The organism is Amycolatopsis sp. NPDC058278, from assembly GCF_042881395.1.
In the GTDB taxonomy this organism is placed as follows: Bacteria; Actinomycetota; Actinomycetes; order Mycobacteriales; family Pseudonocardiaceae; genus Amycolatopsis.
The window spans coordinates 16,380-33,358 of the sequence record NZ_JBHVXZ010000021.1; the positions used below are offsets into that span (position 1 = coordinate 16,380).

12 protein-coding genes and 1 pseudogene are annotated in these 16,979 nt (G+C 66.6%); 9 read left to right on the forward strand and 4 right to left on the reverse strand.

The annotated features are described in order from the left end of the window. Nucleotides 1-541: 541 nt before the first annotated feature. Nucleotides 542-1,843, reverse strand: a pseudogene (locus ACFVYA_RS13510) (AAA family ATPase); the annotation flags it as partial. Nucleotides 1,844-2,104: 261 nt separating this feature from the next. Beyond that, complete coding sequence (locus tag ACFVYA_RS13515) at nucleotides 2,105-2,293, reverse strand: hypothetical protein (RefSeq protein ID WP_387044881.1); 189 nt, start codon at nucleotides 2,291-2,293, stop codon at nucleotides 2,105-2,107. Nucleotides 2,294-2,444: 151 nt separating this feature from the next. Between ACFVYA_RS13515 and ACFVYA_RS13520 the strand changes: the two genes are divergently transcribed. After that, the gene (locus ACFVYA_RS13520; protein WP_387044882.1) at nucleotides 2,445-3,002 is read left to right on the forward strand and encodes a hypothetical protein; all 558 of its coding nucleotides are present in this window, start codon (nucleotides 2,445-2,447) and stop codon (nucleotides 3,000-3,002) included. Between the two features lie 44 nt (nucleotides 3,003-3,046). Here ACFVYA_RS13520 and ACFVYA_RS13525 read toward each other — a convergent pair whose 3' ends face one another. Then, nucleotides 3,047-3,646 carry a hypothetical protein gene (locus ACFVYA_RS13525; protein ID WP_387044884.1) on the reverse strand — a complete coding sequence of 200 codons (600 nt, stop codon included), beginning with the start codon at nucleotides 3,644-3,646 and terminating at the stop codon, nucleotides 3,047-3,049. 76 nt (nucleotides 3,647-3,722) lie between these two features. On the opposite strand from ACFVYA_RS13525, the gene ACFVYA_RS13530 reads away from it, so the two are divergent. The 4 genes from ACFVYA_RS13530 to ACFVYA_RS13545 are packed head-to-tail and all read left to right on the forward strand — an operon-like array spanning nucleotide 3,723 to nucleotide 8,289. Continuing rightward, a complete protein-coding gene (locus tag ACFVYA_RS13530) occupies nucleotides 3,723-4,292 on the forward strand; it encodes a DUF4365 domain-containing protein (RefSeq protein WP_387044885.1) in 570 nt (189 codons plus the stop codon). A 54-nt stretch (nucleotides 4,293-4,346) separates the two neighbouring features. Continuing rightward, on the forward strand, nucleotides 4,347-5,801 hold the full coding sequence (locus tag ACFVYA_RS13535) for a hypothetical protein (protein ID WP_387044886.1): 1,455 nt from the start codon (nucleotides 4,347-4,349) through the stop codon (nucleotides 5,799-5,801). Beyond that, the gene (locus ACFVYA_RS13540; RefSeq protein WP_387044888.1) at nucleotides 5,798-6,367 is read left to right on the forward strand and encodes a hypothetical protein; all 570 of its coding nucleotides are present in this window, start codon (nucleotides 5,798-5,800) and stop codon (nucleotides 6,365-6,367) included. The genes ACFVYA_RS13535 and ACFVYA_RS13540 overlap by 4 nt, the downstream gene beginning before the upstream one ends. Beyond that, entirely contained in the window at nucleotides 6,364-8,289 is a 1,926-nt protein-coding gene (locus ACFVYA_RS13545) for an AAA family ATPase (RefSeq protein ID WP_387044889.1), read from the forward strand. The genes ACFVYA_RS13540 and ACFVYA_RS13545 overlap by 4 nt, the downstream gene beginning before the upstream one ends. A 560-nt stretch (nucleotides 8,290-8,849) precedes the next feature. Here ACFVYA_RS13545 and ACFVYA_RS13550 read toward each other — a convergent pair. Further along, nucleotides 8,850-11,045, reverse strand: a complete 2,196-nt coding sequence (locus ACFVYA_RS13550) for a tetratricopeptide repeat protein (protein WP_387044890.1) — start codon at nucleotides 11,043-11,045, stop codon at nucleotides 8,850-8,852. A gap of 228 nt (nucleotides 11,046-11,273) precedes the next feature. Between ACFVYA_RS13550 and ACFVYA_RS13555 the strand changes: the two genes are divergently transcribed. The 4 genes from ACFVYA_RS13555 (at nucleotide 11,274) to ACFVYA_RS13570 (ending at nucleotide 16,888) form a co-directional block, all read left to right on the forward strand. Continuing rightward, a complete protein-coding gene (locus ACFVYA_RS13555) occupies nucleotides 11,274-11,513 on the forward strand; it encodes a hypothetical protein (RefSeq protein ID WP_387044892.1) in 240 nt (79 codons plus the stop codon). A gap of 676 nt (nucleotides 11,514-12,189) precedes the next feature. Further along, nucleotides 12,190-12,366, forward strand: coding sequence for a hypothetical protein (locus ACFVYA_RS13560; RefSeq protein WP_387044893.1), 177 nt, complete (start codon nucleotides 12,190-12,192; stop codon nucleotides 12,364-12,366). Then, nucleotides 12,366-14,594 (forward strand): hypothetical protein, encoded by a 2,229-nt coding sequence (locus ACFVYA_RS13565; protein ID WP_387044894.1) that lies wholly within the window; start codon nucleotides 12,366-12,368, stop codon nucleotides 14,592-14,594. Before ACFVYA_RS13560 ends, ACFVYA_RS13565 begins: the two co-directional genes overlap by 1 nt. After that, a complete protein-coding gene (locus ACFVYA_RS13570) occupies nucleotides 14,594-16,888 on the forward strand; it encodes a hypothetical protein (RefSeq protein WP_387044895.1) in 2,295 nt (764 codons plus the stop codon). The genes ACFVYA_RS13565 and ACFVYA_RS13570 overlap by 1 nt, the downstream gene beginning before the upstream one ends. The last annotated feature ends 91 nt before the right edge of the window (nucleotides 16,889-16,979 follow it).

Below are 16,979 nucleotides of genomic sequence, written 5' to 3' on the forward strand. Positions count from 1 at the left end.
GCGGCTGGTGCGGCGCGAAGACCCGCGCCACGCGCATGAGGACGGAGACCGGCATGCCGGCGCCCTGGGCGTAGGCGAGCGCGGTCATCACGGGACGCAGCCAGGGCCGGCCTGCCTGCATCTCCAGGTCCAGCTCGAGGATGTCCCCCAGCTCCACACGTACCTTGGCGCCGAGCTGGGCGGCCACCTCCGGGTCGGTCAGCGGCTCGTCCTTGTGCTTGTGGATCACATGACGGGTGTAGAGGCCGGCCATCAGGTACGGCCCCCACGGCCGCTCGGCGTCGCCGACCGGCACGAGGCGTTCGGCGACGTTGTGCGCGAACGGCCCGATCACCGCGGCCGCCGCGGCCGTGCAGTAATCCTGGACGCTGCGCATGAGCTTGATGACGTAGTGGAGGATCTCTTCGCGCAGCGCGGTGTGGTCGACGTCGTCGAGATCCACCACGCGGGCGTCGGCGAACAGCGATTCGAAGACGTCGTAGGGCCGCGTGCCGACCAGCAGCCGCACCGGCTCGCCCGGCTCGTCGCGGGAGACGAGCGGCAGAAGCAACTCGTTCGTGATCCGCACGGGGTTGTCGGCCTCGTCAAGCGCGTCGAGCACGATAACCGGTCTGCGTTGCCGCTGCCGCAACACCGTGATGACGTCCTCCGTGGACAGTGCCTCGGGCAGGTTGTACTGGCGGGCGATCGACGCGACGATGGTGGATACGCCACGTTGCCGTGCGTGCACAGCGGCCAGGTCGGGGTTGCGCATCGGCGCCTGCGCGACCTGCCGCCAGATTGGTTTGGTCGGCTCCCGCAGGTCCGGGCTGGCCGCGCAGACGAGCACCCCGAGCAGTGCGGACTTGCCGGCGCCGGGACTGCCGGTGACGATCAGCAGCGGTTCGTCGCCGTCGGACAGCCACGGCGCCACGTCCCGCAGCTGCTCCTCCCGACCGGTGAAGCAGCCGACCAGTGTGGTGCCGTCGGTGAGCCTGCCGAGCCCGGTCGCGCGCTCGAGGAAGTGCCGCACGTCTAGTCCCTCGTCGAGATCGTCGAGGAACGGCAGCACGCCGGGGTCGATGCCGGCGCGTAGCCGGGGCCGCGCACCGGCGTCGAAACCGCGGTTGGGGAAGAACGGCGGGTCGTCGTCGGCGCTGATATCCAGCATCGTCGCGGTGACGTGCTGCTCGTAGGCGTCGTCGGCCTGGACGAGCCGCTCGACCTCGTGTCGGATCGCCCTGGCCACGATGGGCAGCGGAATGTGCGCGAGGCCGCTGTGCACGTCCAACTCGCCGCGGTCGATCGCCTCGAGGACGTTGACCACGGCCTGGCTGAACCGGCCGTCAAACGTCGGCGCGCCCGGCCGGCCGCCGGCGATCACCCAGCCGCGGAACGGCGTCTCTAGCTGCTGTAGCCACGGCAGCCGCGCGACCGTGCCCGCGAAGCACAGGTCGAGCAGGAAAAGGGTGCGAGGCCGCCCGGCCGCCTCCTGCATGGTGAGCCAGTGCCCGATGCTCGCGCCGTCCGCGACCGCGCAGTCACACCCGAGCGCGAAGACGGTCGAGTCGCCGGCGCCCGCACGGCCGTGGGTAGTCAGGTGCACGATCGCGAGGTCGTCGGGCCCGCCCGACGCGAGGAACCCGGTCACACCGGCGCCGAGCTCCGCACTGGAGGCATTCTGGTCCACGACGTGTTCGACCTGGTAGCCGAACCGGGACAGGAGAGCACCAACCCGGTCGGCCAGCTCCGGCGCGTAGCCGAGGCTCTCGTGCCCGTCGAACTGGGCGAGTCCGATCACCGTGGCGCGTTGTGCGGGCACCTCTGCGCTGTCCTCTCGCTCTCGACTCCGTGGCTGGTTCATCGATCAACGGTCGGGGGCTCGTTACGTTTCGGCGCTAACGATTCGCGTCGAGGCCGTCCCGCACGCGTTCGCGCAGCGATCGCGACGAACGTCGGCGTGGACCGCAGTGCAGCGGTTGCGCGTCGACCTGGTTGCCTCGCCAAACGCAGATTCTGTCGTAGCGGGCGTTAAGTCCTGAGCCGGTGCGGAGCTGTGACGATTTGAGCATCTGACGACGCTGTGTAACGCCAGAAGCTGACTACGTATTTAGTAGCCTAATTTTCAGATCTTTTTAAAATTCGGTGCGACCAGGGCGGCCAGGGCGGCTCCTGTGACCATGCTTACGAGCTGGAAGAGGTTGGGTGGCTCGTGGAAGCCTGCACACGCCGCCGCGATCGCGACGAACGCTCCGATGATCGCAGGCGCGAACGGCCGAGCAATCGCGTTGGCTCGGATCAATCGTCTGCCCACACCCCAATTCTGCGATAGAAGGCGTTCAGCACGATAAAGCACTGGAAGCGGGTCTTCGACGTCGACTGACCTTGTAGGTGCGGCCCTGCGCTGTTCGGAGCCGCACGAAACTTGACGGTAGATCTTGGTACGTTTGGGGTACTGAGCGATCATGACTGTCGCGTCGTTCGTACTATCGGCTGTTGCCCTCCTGGTGTCGGGTTCAGCGTTCGGCTGGCAGGTTCTCTCCTGGTTCCTATCCGGTGGGCGCGTGAAGGTAAACCTCCTTCAAGGCGCTGTGGGTCGCGAAGGGATGTTGATCGCACCCAGGATGACAGCCGAAACGATGGGACAGCTTCGCCGCCAAGGGTACGAGGACCCCGCTGTCATCGTTGAGGTACACAACGCGGGACGTCTACCCGTCTACGTGCAGCAGTGGAAGCTCTCGACTGATCAGACCGACTACCTTCCTACAGGTGGCTTCCTCCACGGTCCGCCCCTTCCTCACAAGATCGAGGCCGGGGAACGAGTGTCCTGGGCACTGCACGGCTGGCAGGTTGATCAGCTTATTGCTGCGACACGGCTACTGGCGTCCAACGACGAGTTGCCGGAGATCGTGGCCGATGTAACTCTCGCGTCGGGCGTGACGAAGCAGGGGCGTGGTCGTATCGATCTACGTGGAGCCCTCGGGCAACGCGACCGAGGAGACGCCGATGAACCGCCACGCTAGATACACTGCGTAAGTAGTGGACGACAACCAATCGCAGAGCTCGATCAGGGTAGGCTGCAGGACGGCTTGCCGAACTGATGATTGAGGTCTTCTGCGAGCTGCCGAGCCGTGTCCCGCAGAGCAGCAAAATCGCTGTCCGCGGCGAACGTGGCCTCCACCGCGGCAGGCGCCCGTACGGGCGCAGAACCACCGACGCGCTCAAGGAGGCTGCTTCCCGGAGCCGCCCGCTCGGCGGCGATGAGGTGCCGCTGAGGCGTTGATCCGCCTGTAAGCAGGCCGGCACGCGCCACGATCGTGCCAGTGCCACCCAGCTCGCGAATATGCGACGAGGCCAGGGCAACGCCCGCGCTAACCAGCAGGTCCATCGCCCTGACCGGCACCCAGTGCACGTCAGGGTCCTCCACGGCGTAGAGGTTCGACCTGCGAATGGTGCCGGTCAGTTCAACCGCGAAAGCGATCCCGCCGTTGTGATGTAACTCCACCAAAGGCCACTCGGCCGACACCTGGAGATTGGCCTCGGCGCGATAGGAGCGGAACCGCCATCGCCGCAGTCCAATACGAGGGTTCGCCACCACCCCGTCGGGAAGCCCAAGCAGCTCCTGGAACCACGAAGCCTCACCGGCGATCTCCTCGGCCAGAGGCATGGCATCAAGGATCGCCCTGGTGGCGCTCCAAGGATCAGGCCTCGTTACGGTTTTGATACTGCGAACGGAGCTCGCGATGCGCCACCTCGACACAGCTACGACTGCACAAGTGGGTGTCGACCGGGTTTCCCTCGCCGATCGTGAAGAACTCGGCTGGCTGTTCCGCGGACAGCCGATCGACGACTACGGTATCGACGCGCAGGTGGAGATCGTCGAGGCCGGTGAAGTCGTCCCCCGGCTGCTGGCGCTCCAGATCAAATCGGGTGCGAGCTTCTTCTCGGAGCCGAGTCCGGACGGCGGCTGGTGGTTCCGGCCGAACGCCGAGCACGTCCGCTACTGGACAAACCACGTCCTTCCCGTCGTGGTTCTACTGGTCAACCCGGAAACGAAGCGCTGTCACTGGCGGGTCATCACGCCGGAGAGCCTCGAACGCAGCTCGCGAGGTGGTTGGAAGGTGCGTATCCCCGAAGACCAGGTCATCGACGAGTCTGCTCGGATTCCGTGGCGGAAGCTGGCCGAAGGTGACCAGTCGGTAGCCCGCATGCGCGAACTACGCCTGGCGGCTCCCTGGATGCGGTTGCTTGAGTCCGGATGTCAGCTCGTTGTCGACGACAGCACGGGAACACCTGTTCGTACGCGGTCGTAGTAATGCCGTTCGACGTAGGGTCCTGCCAGTCGTAGGTCGTATAGAGTGCCGCGAGTGCCGCCGGAGGACTCAATCCCAAGCTTCGCCGCTCACTCGGGCTCTGAGGTCACGGTGACGGCGACAGCTTCGGAGTTCCTTCGCGAATGGGTGCTGCCTACCCGCTCGGACGACCTCGACGGTCTCGCGGCTGTCGCACAGCTCGATGATGCGGGCGCCAACACGTTTGACTTGTACCAATGGCAGGCTGGCATGGCCGCCGCAGACGGGCTCGCGCTATACCGCGACGCGCTCGATGGGCAAGGTGTTCTCGACCCCGACTGTGACGACTACGTCTTGTGCGAGTGGCACGAAGACTGGGTTGTAGGCAGCGGTGATCTCATGGAACTTGTTTCGGGCAAACATCGAAGCGCAGATGTCGGCGCGTACACCACGGTCAACACGTTGGCCGACGATGGCGGGTTGGCTCACTTGTTCAACCGGTGGTTCGCCCTGGGGCAGAAACCCATGTGCCGCCTTGTGACGACAGGCGGTCTCAAAGCGGGGGTCGCGCGCGAGCTGAAGAAACTGGCATCTCGGCTACGGACGTCCGAGATCGATACGCAAGAGCTGGCGTTCACGCCGGATGAGGCAACGGTTATCAAGCAGCTACGCACGGCGATCATGACTCACGACAAAGCCACGGCTAAACGCTGGAAGGGCACCACGACACCTCCCGGGGTTTCGGAAGCGGACCAAGATCGCGAGGTCGTAGCTTTTCTGGCTTCCTTGACCATCGTCACCGTTGAAGTGAGCCAAGGGGTGATCGGCGATGCTGCGCCCACCAAGTACGTCAAACCTGTTCTGGAGAGGATGGGGCACGACGTAGCTGACTGCGTGGCGGTGTGGAAGGCGGTGTGGGGACTGTTCCGCCAGCGGATGCACTCGCGCGGGGAGACGACCCATGGAGATCTTCCCTTGGTGCTGCAGCGGGACCGTAGCGGAGGTCCGGATCCGGATGTGCGGCGGCGAATTGCTCGCCGATTGGTCACGTTGGCGGACATTCAGACCGCGATCGCGACCGCCCTCGCCATCCCCAGCGCTTATCGACCTCTGCCTCCTGTGCCTGCCATCTCCCGGGTCGAGATCAAGATGACCGAGGGTGGGTGCTCCTCGAACGCGGTCAGCCGGGCCACTGCTCTGCGGATCGAGTACGAGGAGTATTGGCGTGAACAGGAGAGCAGCGATCCAGGGGCCCGGGCGGCGCGCAGAAACCTAGAGCGGCTGCTGCGTCGGGTCGGCGACCGCACGATGGGAGATTCCGACCGTTCCGGTCACGAGTTGTGGGCCGCCGTGGACGACAAGCTGGTTGAGCTGCAGGAGGCAGGCAAGCTTCCAGCAGGTGTGGACAGTGAGATCGCCCTGGGCGGGCTCTGCGACCTGTCGAACCGGTGCCAGATCTGGTTTGGCCCGAAGTTCGACGTCGATGCCGTCATCGCCAACCGTCGTTCAGCGGAGGTGACGCAACCGTGATCGATCTGGAGAAGTCCGAACTGGCGTTACTCCGCGAAGATCTCGCGTACCACCAGGCGAGGGTCCTGTTGCTGGTCGCGGCGGTGGCCGGCGCGGAGGGGCATAGCAAGAAGCTCGACGGTTTGACCAAACTAGCCAAGCTCGACTTCCTGGTGCGATACCCGGCGCTCGGTCCCATTGTGCTCGACGAACTAGATCAGACCGATCCGCGCCTACATCTTCCCTCGGACCCCGAAGCCTCCCCGACCGACGTGGAAGCGCCCATGATCAGGTACAAGTACGGGCCTTGGGACGACCGCTACTACGCCATCCTCGGTGCACTGATCGGCCGAGGTCTGCTGCGCTACGTCAAGGCCCGGAAAGGCAGCATTGCAGTCGCTCCCACTGCCGCAGGTCGAAGGGCAGCACAGCGCCTCGCAGGCAGCGGCGAGTGGGTCGGCGTCGCGGAGCGCAGCGCTGCCATCGCGGAGGCCTCGTCCGGATTGACCGGCCACGACCTCAAAGAACGGATCTACGACCGATTGGCTGACTTGATGGACCGCCCACACCGGCAGGAGATCCGGTGACGACACGCTTCCGACTCGACCTGGTCCGCCTCGACACCACCGAGGGCGAGGTCGAGTACGGCTTCCCTTCGGACCTGACCGTGCTCGCAGGCCCCACCGGGGTCGGGAAAACCACCCTGCTCGAACTGATCAAGTTCGGGTTCGGCCTCGACTCCACGCTGGCGCCGGTCGCCGTGGAGCACATCAACTCGATGACCCTCCATGTCCAAATCGGTGACGCGCGACTTCAGCTTGCCCGCAGCCTCGACCGCGCCAAACAGCGCACGGTCCGCGTCACCGACCTGATCGCTCAAGATCGCCTGCCCGACCACAGTGTCAGCCTTGACGCCGAGTATTCACTGAACTCGCTGCTGATGAAGTCGTTGGGCTTACGTGACGACCTTCGCGCCAGTGTCGAAAAAGGCAAGAAAGCGGGAAACCGCGTCACGTTCGCCGACATCCTGACGTATCTCTACATCCCGCAGCGGCAGATCAACGTCGACATCGCCTACAGTCAAGACACCTTTCGGAACATCAAACGCCGCACAGTCTTCGAGCTCCTCTTCGGACTTACCGAAGCTGCGATACTCGACTTGCGTGCCCAAGTCAATACGCTTACCAGCGAGATCGCCGCAGCTGAGGCGCGGTACGCCGCTGTCGTCGATTTCTTGCGGGAGAGCGGCACCAGGCAGCGAGAGGAAGCCGAGAGCCAACTCCGCGCCGCCGAGGCGAGCGAAGGCGCAGCGCAACAGCGCCTTGACCAGCTTCGAGACGAACTGGACCCGGTGATCGACAGCAACACTCGCGCCCTACGGGACTTGCTCGCCGACGCTGAGCGCGGCTCCGCGGACCTCGCTGCGACCATCGCCGACATCAACCGCCGGCAGTCTCAGCTCGCCGCCGAACGCCGACGGGTCGAAGCCGACCTGGACAGGCTAGGCCGGATGCGCGAGGCAAACCTTGTTCTCGCCAATATCGAGTTTCAGGTATGCCCACGGTGCATGCAATCGCTGGAAAAGCGAGAGATCCCCGCAGGTGCCTGCAGGGTGTGTCTCCAGCCTGACCCGGTCAGCAACGACACCTCCGACGACCAGTACGAGACGAGGCAGTTGCGAGACCAGATTCAGGAGATGAGCGAGCAAATCGTCGCCCTGAGCAGCCAGAAGGCAGCAGTCGAGCACGCTGCGGCTGAGAAGAAACGTTTGATCGACCTGCTTAACGGCAGGATCGAGCAGCGGACCGCCGAACGTATCAGCCCTCGCCTGCAAGCGTTCAGTGATGCCGCACAGGCGTTGGCAAGCGCACGCAGCGAGCAAGAGCGTTGGGAAGCCATCCTCCGCCAGTGGGACGTAGTGGCCGACCTTCATCGACACGTGCGTACCCTCAGCTCCCAGCGAGCACAGTTGGAAGCCGACATCAACCTGGCGCAGCAGGCACTGAACGAGCGTCGCGCCGAGATCATCGACGCGCTCAGCGAAGAATTCGAGGCCACCGTTCGAGCGATCGGAATCCCCGGTGTCAAATCTGCGGCTATCGATCCCAAGAATTATCTACCAGTCATCAACGGCAACGTGTTCTCGAAGAAGAATCAGTTGGCCGGTGGACTGACAACTGCCACCCAAATCGCCTATTGGAGCTCGCTTGTCGCGGTCGCGCTGCGCACGCCCGACAGCCTCTATCCGCTTTTCCTCTTGATCGACAGCCCGCGTATGGCGCTCAACACAGCCACTGAGCTCACCGAGGCGATGTACCGACGGCTCACCACCCTCGTTGGCACGTTGCCTGGTCGACTCCAGGTAATTATCGCGGACAACGAGTTGCCCAAGGAGTATCGGGCCAGCTACGCGCAGATCAACTTCACATACGCTCACCCGACGGTCTCGACCGTCTCGCACCCCGGTCGCGACGCAGTTCAGACCATTGAGGAAGCAGTTGGCGTTTGACGGGGAGCGAGGTGTCTCCACGGTATAGAGGCACTCCGCTCCCCGCCTCAGCCGCGGTGTTCAGCTGACGGAGTACCACCCGTGCTTGCCGACGTCGTGCGCGTAGTCTCAGGCGCCGCCGTCGCAGGTACCGCCGCCGTAGCGGCGTAGCACGACAGGGTCGGCCGGTTGACCGACCTCGACTAATACGACCATGTCCAGCAGTGCCACGCCTTGTCGGGTCGTTGATGGCGCACATCTCCCAGGTTTGGTGCCGCTCGGCGCAGATCGCCGTGTGCGGGCACCGGTCGTAGCCGTGAAAGACGGGTTTCTTGGTGCCCGGCCAGAGCGGGACGATGTACCAGCCGCGCGCCACGCAAGCCAGCGCGGCGGCCAGGAATGGGTTGTCTGCGGTCGTAGTCGTAGTGCGGCAAGAGCAGCCAGGTGAGGCTGGCGGAGGCGAACGGCGCCGCGGGGAGTTCCACCTCACCAAGGCGGCGGCCTGAGCCGGAGCAGTGCCGCCGGAGCGCTTCCCGAGCGGTGCGGGTCACCGCTCGACGGCCCGACGGAGCGGTGGTCGGTCATGGCGCGGCCAGGACTGTAAGCCGGTCGCGGGCGCGCCGGAACCGGGCCGCCAGATCGCGCCGACCGTGTGAGATCAGGCCGTCCAAATCCGCGTTTTCCCGGTCGAGGACGCGGCGTAGTAGCACCGCCCGGCCCTGCTCCAATGCGGCGACCGCGTCGGTGGGCCGCCCGGCTCGGGTATGGACGTATCCGGCATCTTGATAGAGCGTGGCAGCCTGCCGTAGGGCCGTCTCGGTGCTGTCGCGACGGAGCTGACGTTCCACGCGTTGCACGTCGGCCGCCAGCGCCATCCGGTATGCTTCGCTGGCTTCGGCCCAGCGGTGCTCCCTGGCTTCCCACGCTCCCCATGCGGCAGCGGCACGCACCGCCCAGCGCAGGTCGACGGTGACACCGATGGTCGTGGCGCGGCGCAAGGCTTCGACACCGCCCTCCCGATCACCGGGACGACCGTCGCGTTGGTATCGGTGCTTGAGGCTAATGCCGAGGTTGTTCAGCCGCATTGGCAGATACGGCGATGCAGGCGGCGTCTCGGCAGAGACGTCTGAGAAGATGGCGACGGCGCGGTCGAGGGCGTCGGCGTCGCCGGTATCCAGGTACCAGTCGAGCAGGGCGGTACCGAGGTTGGTCAGGCACCGCGGTCGCTCCGGCGAGCCGGGCCGCAGTTCGTCGACGGCTTCGCGGTACCGCGCGATCGCCAGCTCCAGATCGGCCCGGTCGCGGCTAACGGTGTACCGGTCAGACAGGCCGTTGCCGAGGTTGTCCAGGTAGGTACCGTAATCGGGTGAGCCGGGGTTGGTCTGTTCCACCGCGCGTTCAAACGCCTCGATCGCCTTATCCAGGTCGGCCCGGTCGCGGGTGTGCTCGTACCGTGTGCGCAGCCGATTTCCGAGGTTGTTGAGCATTCCGGCCGCGGCGACCGCCTGCTCTCGGGTCGCTTCCACGGCCTGGCCCGACAGGTGAACGGACTCGTTGAGATCGTCGACGCTGCCGGTGCGTTCGTGCCGAGCGAGCAGGGCCGCGGCGTGGTTGTCGAGGTAGGTGGCGCGAGCTCCCGCGGTCGGGCTGACGAGTGACAAAGCGCGCTGATAGGCGATCACCGCCTTGTCCAGCCGGTCGACGTCGCCGGTGATGTCGTACTCCGCGGACCAAGCGTTCGCCAGCGACGCCAGATGCCGGGCCAGGGCTGGCGTGCCGGCCGGCGTCGCGGCCACCGCCGCTTCCAGCGCGCGCAAGGCCGCCGCTAGGTCTTGAGGGTCACCCTGAGCGCGGTAGCGCTCGTGCCGAACCGCTCCCAGGCTATGCTGGCGCATCGCCAACAGTAAGAACACGCCGGACGGATCGTCCGGCGGCGGGGTCAGCGCGACGCATTCGTCCAACGCTTTGATCGCCCGATCCAGGTCGCCTTCTTGACCATCGACTCCGTACCGCACGTCAAGGGCGTCACCCAGGCCGGACAGGAAGATCGCCCGGGCCGGCGCGGTGGGGGCCACCGACTCGACAGCGTCGACGAACATCGCGACCGCGTCGTGGAGGTCGGCGCGGGCTCCCAGCTGTTCGAAGCGTTCGAGCAGCCCTTGGGCCAGGTTGTATCGCCAGCCGGCGAGGGAGGGGCCAGGTGGGGCCAGCGCGACGGCGGTGCGGAAGGCGTCGATCGCTTCGCCGAGGTCCCGCAGTTCATTGCTGCGTTGGTACTGCGCATAGACCGCCTGGCCCAGCACGGACCACTGGCGTGCCTGCTCGGCCTGGTCAGCTTCCCCGCCCTCGTTGGCATGTTCGAAGGCCACCGGCGTGACCGCTTGGCGCGCCGCGGTCACCGTGCGGTCGAGCCAGTCGACGTCACCTGTGTTGTGAAAGCGGGCCAGCAGACTGGTCGAGAGGTTGGCCAGACGCATCGACCGGCCTGGTGAGTCCGGCGGGGTGGCGCGGAGCGCCTCGTCGAACCGGGCGACCGCCTCGTCGAGGTCGGCGACGTCGTTGCCGGCCCGGTACAGCTGCCACCCGACCTCACCGAGCCCGTCTAGGGCCGCCAACCGATCCCCTGATCCGGCCGACGGAGCATCGGCCGCCGCCTGGTAGGCCGCCCGGGCTCGGCGCAAATCTGCCGGGTCACCGTGGTCGCGATAGCGCGCCAGCAGCTCCTTGCCATACGCGATGGACCGCTCCGGTTCGCCTCTGGCCGCGCCGACCGTCATGCCTCACGATTCTCCGCCGAGGCCGGCGGATCGGCCACTGCCCCGGATCGGACACCCGCCCTTCTTGACATCCTGACGAAAGCTCGGCGTGGCTCGCACTCCTTGTCCGCGACCCGGGCACGTCCGCCCACCACGGCCGGTCGTGCACAGCACCCCGGGGAGGACGACGGCACGAAACAGGTCGGTAGAGCGGTGCGGCAACTGGTCTATCCACCCTAGTGTCTCCTGGTGGACGAATCGCAGATCCTCGTCGAAGCCCTCGCCACCGCGTGGTCGGACGAGCCTGGCCGCGAGTTGATCACCATAGAACCGGACCTGATCGACGCGCTGCGCGAACTGGACGGCTTCGAGCTGATACGCGGGATACGGGAGCTCGACGAGCGGGTGCAGGACGAGATCGAGTCGAGGTTGCTCACCGAGCGCGGCGTCGAGGCTCGCTGCGCAGTTCCTGAGCTGCGACGCAAGTAGCGTCGCCATCCTGTACGCCACAAACCGCGGCCGCAACGAGGCTTCGGACGGTCCTCGGTACGGCGCGACTCGGGACGGCGAGATGCGCTACGGCGTGGCCCAGGTCGCCATTCCCGACGACCACCGGATGGGCTGGCTGCCCCGCCCTCGCCGCTGGCGTCTGCGTTGGTATGGCCTCGCGGCGTTCTCTACGCCGTCCGCCGAACACGTGCGCCGGGACGTCCGGGAGGGGTTGGACGCGCTGAAGCGACGGAATGCCTTCAGGTCGACGGCGTCACCTTCATCAACTCGGCCAAGCAACTGGTCTCGGCATTGCCCTAGCCGCGAAACACGTCCCCGACAACCGAGCCCGACACTGCGCCTCGTTGGCGGCAACACTCCAAGACCCGCAGCTCAGACCAGGCACCCCACTGCTAACCCACTGCCGGCGCCACGCGCACCACATCGCCAGCCACGACCTGCCTATGCCAGCTCCTCAGCCCACCGAGGACGACCCGGTCTCCCTCGCCAGCTGGTACTGGCAGCAGACAACTCTCGGCTGTCGATCCGACCCCGAAGCCCTTCGCGAAGTGGGCGGACGCCTGCTCCGCAACAGCCTCCTCCACCTACCCGACCACCTCACTCCACCGAGGCCGCTCTGGTCCTGCGTGGCATCTAACGGGTCGTCACCACCGACGTGGACGCGCTGGCCCACTCACCCAACAACGTCGCGGCCATGCTCGGCGAGTTCGAAAACGCCATCCGGCAATGGCGCTACGACGGCGATGGCGCCGGAGCCGCGATGTGGCTCAACGCCTCCCGCAGTGACCTGTGCCCGCCGCCACACGATCGTGGCAAGTATCCTCAGCTGTGATGCGGCGGAGGAAGCTGGCGCGGCTCCTGGAACGATTCGCCGAGGCTCCGAGCTGGGATCGGTCTCGGCGCCTCTTGGCGCGCCACCCGGAACTCGCCGGTCAGGAGGCGGAAGAACTGCTCTCCGACCTCGTCACGGTCGCGCGCAGGGTCGGCGACCATGACACGGCCGATCACTACGACTACTACAGGGCGGTGCTGCGGCGTTGCCGCGAGATCGGGTCGGATCAGGTCTTCCTCGAACTGACTGCCGACGAGGACGACGATGAGCTGGTCGCACTGGCCAACGAGGCCGCGGCGGCGCTCCAACGGTACGAACGCGATGGCCACACCGGAGATCTCGACACCTCCATCGAGGTCGGCGAAGCGGTCGTCGACCGTGCCATCGCCGTTCCGACCCGGACCACCGCTCTCGCCAACCTCGGTCTCGCTCTGCTAGCGCGGGCCGATCGCCACGGCGCCGCGGACGATGTCCACCGCGCCGTCACCGTTCTGCGCGAAGCCGTCTCGCACACGCCCCCGGGTGTCCCCGAGCGGCTCTCGTACATGACTAATCTCGCCATCGCACTGCGCCAACACCACGCTCTCGGCAACGCCAACCCCGCCCCCAGCGCCACCGCCCCCACCCTCGGCAGCGCCACCCTCGTCCTCGGCGATGGCAACCCCGCCCCCGGCGGCGACTCTGTCTTCGGCGGTGGCTCCGTCCTTGACGGCGCGATTGGCCTGCTTGAACGGGTCGAGGCACAGATCGAGGCGACGGACGGTCGCCGGCTCGCCGTGCTGACCAATCTGGGCGGGGCACTCATCACGCGCTTCGAACGCCTCGGCGCACGGCTGGATCTCGAACGGGCCGTCACCGCCCTCAGCGAGGCGGCGGGAACAACGCCGGTCGACGAAGTCCAGCACCCGCGCGCGTTGGGCAATCTCTCTATCGCCTTGTCGGAACGTCATATCCGCACCGGTGATGACGACGACTTTCAAGGCGCGGTCGCGGCAGCCGGACGAGCCGTCGATCTCAGCCCCGGCTCCTCACCGGAACTACCGTCCCTGCTCGCTCATCTGGGCGGCCTGCTCGTTCTCAAGTACGACCGGTACGGCATCCCAGACGATCTCGACCAGGGAATCGCCAGGCTGAGGGAGGCGGGCGAGGCCACCCCACCCGATTCCCCCGAAGCGCCGTCGCGCGACTGTGACCTCGGAACCGCACTGCTCGGACGCTTCCAATACACCGGAGACCTGGCCGATCTGGACCTCGCCATCGCCGCCCACGAACGGGCGGTGGCGGCCCTGCCGCCCTCATCTCCGGAGCTTCCGCTATTCCTGGACCAGCTTGGCACCGGCCTGCGCGTTCGCGCCGTTCGTTACCGCACCGAAGCCGACGCGGCGCGGGCCGCCGAGGCGCACGACCGTGCTCTGGCGCTCACTGCGGACGACGCCCCCGACCGTGTCGCCCGGCTCAGCCATCTGGGAGGCGCGCTGCGGACGCTCGCCGAGTTGTCGGGGAATCCGCACATGCTGGAACAGGCGCTCGCCGCCTATCGCCAGGCCGTAGCGATCGTTCCCGACAGTTCTCCGTGGCGGCCCTCGGTGATGGCGAACCTCGGCAACGGCCTGCTCGACCACGCCTCGGTCGCGGACGACGCCGCGGAGCTCGACGAGGCCGTCCGCATGTTCCGGCAAGCGGTCGAGGCCACGCGCCATGACTCCCCTGAGCTCGTGGGCCACCTCTACAACCTGGCGCGTGCGCTCAGCACCTGCCACGAGTTGACACAAGAACCGGCGGATCTCACCGAGGCCATCGACATCTACCGGCGAACCTGCCGGCTCGCCCTGAACACGAAGACCGAAGTCCGGCTGATGGCCGGCAGGTCCTGGGGGCTATGGGCCAGCGAGAGAGAGGCCTACGGCGAAGCGGCCGAAGCATACGATCACGCGATCGAGGCGACCGAACATCTGGTCCGCGCTCAGATCACCCGGGATGGAGCCGAGACCTGGCTGGCAACGGTGACCGACGTGTCCATGGGGGCCGCGCACGCGCTGATGTCCCTGGGGAAGCCGGGTGAGGCGGCCGTCCGTCTGGAACGTGGACGGGCGCGTCTGCTTTCGATCGCACTCGAACGCGACCGGGCGGATCTGAGCCGCCTGGCCGCCGTACGTCCCGACCTGGCGGACCGCTACCGGCTGGCCGCCCACCAAGTACGTACTTTGGAATCGACCCTGGAGATCTGATGCCTGACTTCCGGCAGCTGGTGGAAGTGGCGCTCGCAGCGGACAAGGAGGCCGAGGAAACTGAACGAACATCCGCCTGCGATCGTGCCGTCACCGCATGGTCGGCCGTCGTGGATGAAATTCAGCGGATGCAAGTCGATACCGGCGAACGCGCGGACGCGTTGAGCCGGGCGGCGGGGGCGCTGCTGCGTCGCTTTCGCGTGACGCACGAACGTTCTGATGATCTGGCGACTGCGACGTCCTGGCTGAACGAGGGCGTCGAGGCGGCGGCGGACGCGCCGGAGCGGGCGATGTATCTCAGCAACCTCGGCACGGTCCTCCAGGAGCGTTACCTCGCGGACGGCTCTCCAGAGATGCTGGACGAGGCCGTTGAACGCTTCGAGAACGCGATCTCCTTGGCCGAAGACGACGATCCGGACCTGCCGATGTATCTCAACAATCTCGGCAACGCGCTCGCCGACCGCTGTGCCCGTGGCAGTGTCGAGGAATTGCCACGAGCGGTCGCGTTGGCGCATCAGGCCGTCGCCCTCCTACCTGAGGGATCGCCGGACGCCCCGCTCTACTTGAACAACCTCGGGAACGCCCTCGTCCAGTCGTTTGAGGTGTCGGGCGACCGCGACGATCTAGACGCCGCGGTGGCGGCTCTCCGAACGGCGGTGCAGCGGGCGGAACACGGCACCGACGACCATGCGATGTTCCTGGCGAACCTGGGCAACGCCCTCCAAACCCGAGCCATGGAGACCGGTCGGCCAGGTGACCTTAAGGCCGCGCTGAGCGCCTACCGCCGAGCCTCCCGCGCGACTCATAACGCATCGCCTGACCTGCCATCGCGCCTGGCAGGCCGGGCAGACGTCCTGCGCGAGCAATATGTGAGACGCGGGCGCATCGCCACACTCGACCATGCGATCGCCATCTACGAACGGGTCCTGGAGTCCGAACCCAACGCAAATGCGCTGCCCGCCCACTGGAACAACCTTGCCAACTGCCTCCGCGATCGGTACCTGGCGACGGGCCGCCGCGCGGATGTGGAACGTGCTGTCGATCTTTCCCGCCAAGCCGTCGCGAGAGCCGTTCCGGAAGGCAGTCCGTCCTGGAGGCGCTACATGGGCAACCTCGGCAGTGGCCTTCGCCTGCTCTACCTGCTGGACGGCCGCGAAAGCGACTTGGAAGAGGCGATCGTCTGCTGCAGGAGATCGCTGACAACCGACGCAGGCCGCGCGGCCACCCGAGCCCAGCGGCTCGGCAACCTGGCCAACGCACTCCACGACCGCTATACGCGGACCGGCGAATTGGCTGATCTCGAAGGAGCCATCGCCACGCAGCAGCAGGCGGCCCGCCTCGTTCCCGACGACAATGATGAACGGCCTCGCATCCTGGGCAACCTCGCAGCCATACTCGCCGAACGCCACGACGTCATCGGCGATCGCGCCGATCTCGACGAAGCGATCACCTACTCCCGCACCGCCGCTGAGGCGCCGAGTTCACCGAGCCGCGCCACATACCTGGACAATCTAGGGACCGTACTGACCGCCCGCTACCGCCTCAACCACGACGCCCACGCCCGTGACGCCGACGCCCGCGATCGTGACAGCGGTGACCTTGCTGAGGCTATGTCCGCGCAGCGGCGGGCGCTCTGGCTCACACCGCGCAACTCCGACGACCACGTCTCCAGGCTCAGTAACTACGGTGCCGGCCTTCTGGCACGGAACCGGACCCTGCTGGACGTCCTTCGCGCCGTTCACCACCTGCGTCGAGCGGTGCGGCGCGCGCACCCCGACGACCCGGACCTCCCTCGCTACCGCGCGAACCTCGCCAACGCATTGCGGCAACGCCATGCACGGCTATCGCGCCCCGCCGACCTGCGCGAAGCCGCGGAGATCTATCACCTCGCGTGCGAGAGCAGCCTCAAAAGCGCCACAGCGGTCGCGCTGTACGCCGCCCGCGACTGGTCCACGTGGGCGGATGCCCGCCGCTCCTGGTCCGAGTCGGCGTTGGCTCACGAGTTGGCGCTCCAAGCGATGGAACGCCTGTTCCGCGTGCAGATCGTCCGCGGGCACAGCGAGACCTGGCTCCGCGAGGCGGCCGGGCAAGCGGCGGCGGCGGGCTACGCACACGCCAAGATCGGCTCCCTCGCGGCCGCCGTGACCACGATCGAACGCGGCCGCGCGCTGCTCCTGTCCGACGCGCTGGACCGCGGCCGAGCCGATCTCCACCAGCTGGAGACCGGCGGCCATGTTGAGCTGGCCGAAAAGTACAGACGACTCGCGAGACAGGTGGGCCAAGCTCGGCAATAGCTGTACCCGATCGCCTCCGACCTGACCGTCAGATGTGTCGGTTCGCTCAGTTACAGTCTGCTTTGACGGATGATGACACGCCCGAGGTGCC

Excerpts from the sequence above, each read along its gene's own strand:
- ACFVYA_RS13520 (WP_387044882.1), top strand. The coding sequence starts at position 2,445 with ATGACTGTCGCGTCGTTCGTACTATCGGCTGTTGCCCTCCTGGTGTCG.
- ACFVYA_RS13525 (WP_387044884.1), bottom strand. The coding sequence starts at position 3,646 with ATGCCTCTGGCCGAGGAGATCGCCGGTGAGGCTTCGTGGTTCCAGGAG.
- ACFVYA_RS13530 (WP_387044885.1), top strand. The coding sequence starts at position 3,723 with ATGCGCCACCTCGACACAGCTACGACTGCACAAGTGGGTGTCGACCGG.
- ACFVYA_RS13550 (WP_387044890.1), bottom strand. The coding sequence starts at position 11,045 with ATGACGGTCGGCGCGGCCAGAGGCGAACCGGAGCGGTCCATCGCGTAT.
- ACFVYA_RS13565 (WP_387044894.1), top strand. The coding sequence starts at position 12,366 with ATGCGGCGGAGGAAGCTGGCGCGGCTCCTGGAACGATTCGCCGAGGCT.
- ACFVYA_RS13570 (WP_387044895.1), top strand. The coding sequence starts at position 14,594 with ATGCCTGACTTCCGGCAGCTGGTGGAAGTGGCGCTCGCAGCGGACAAG.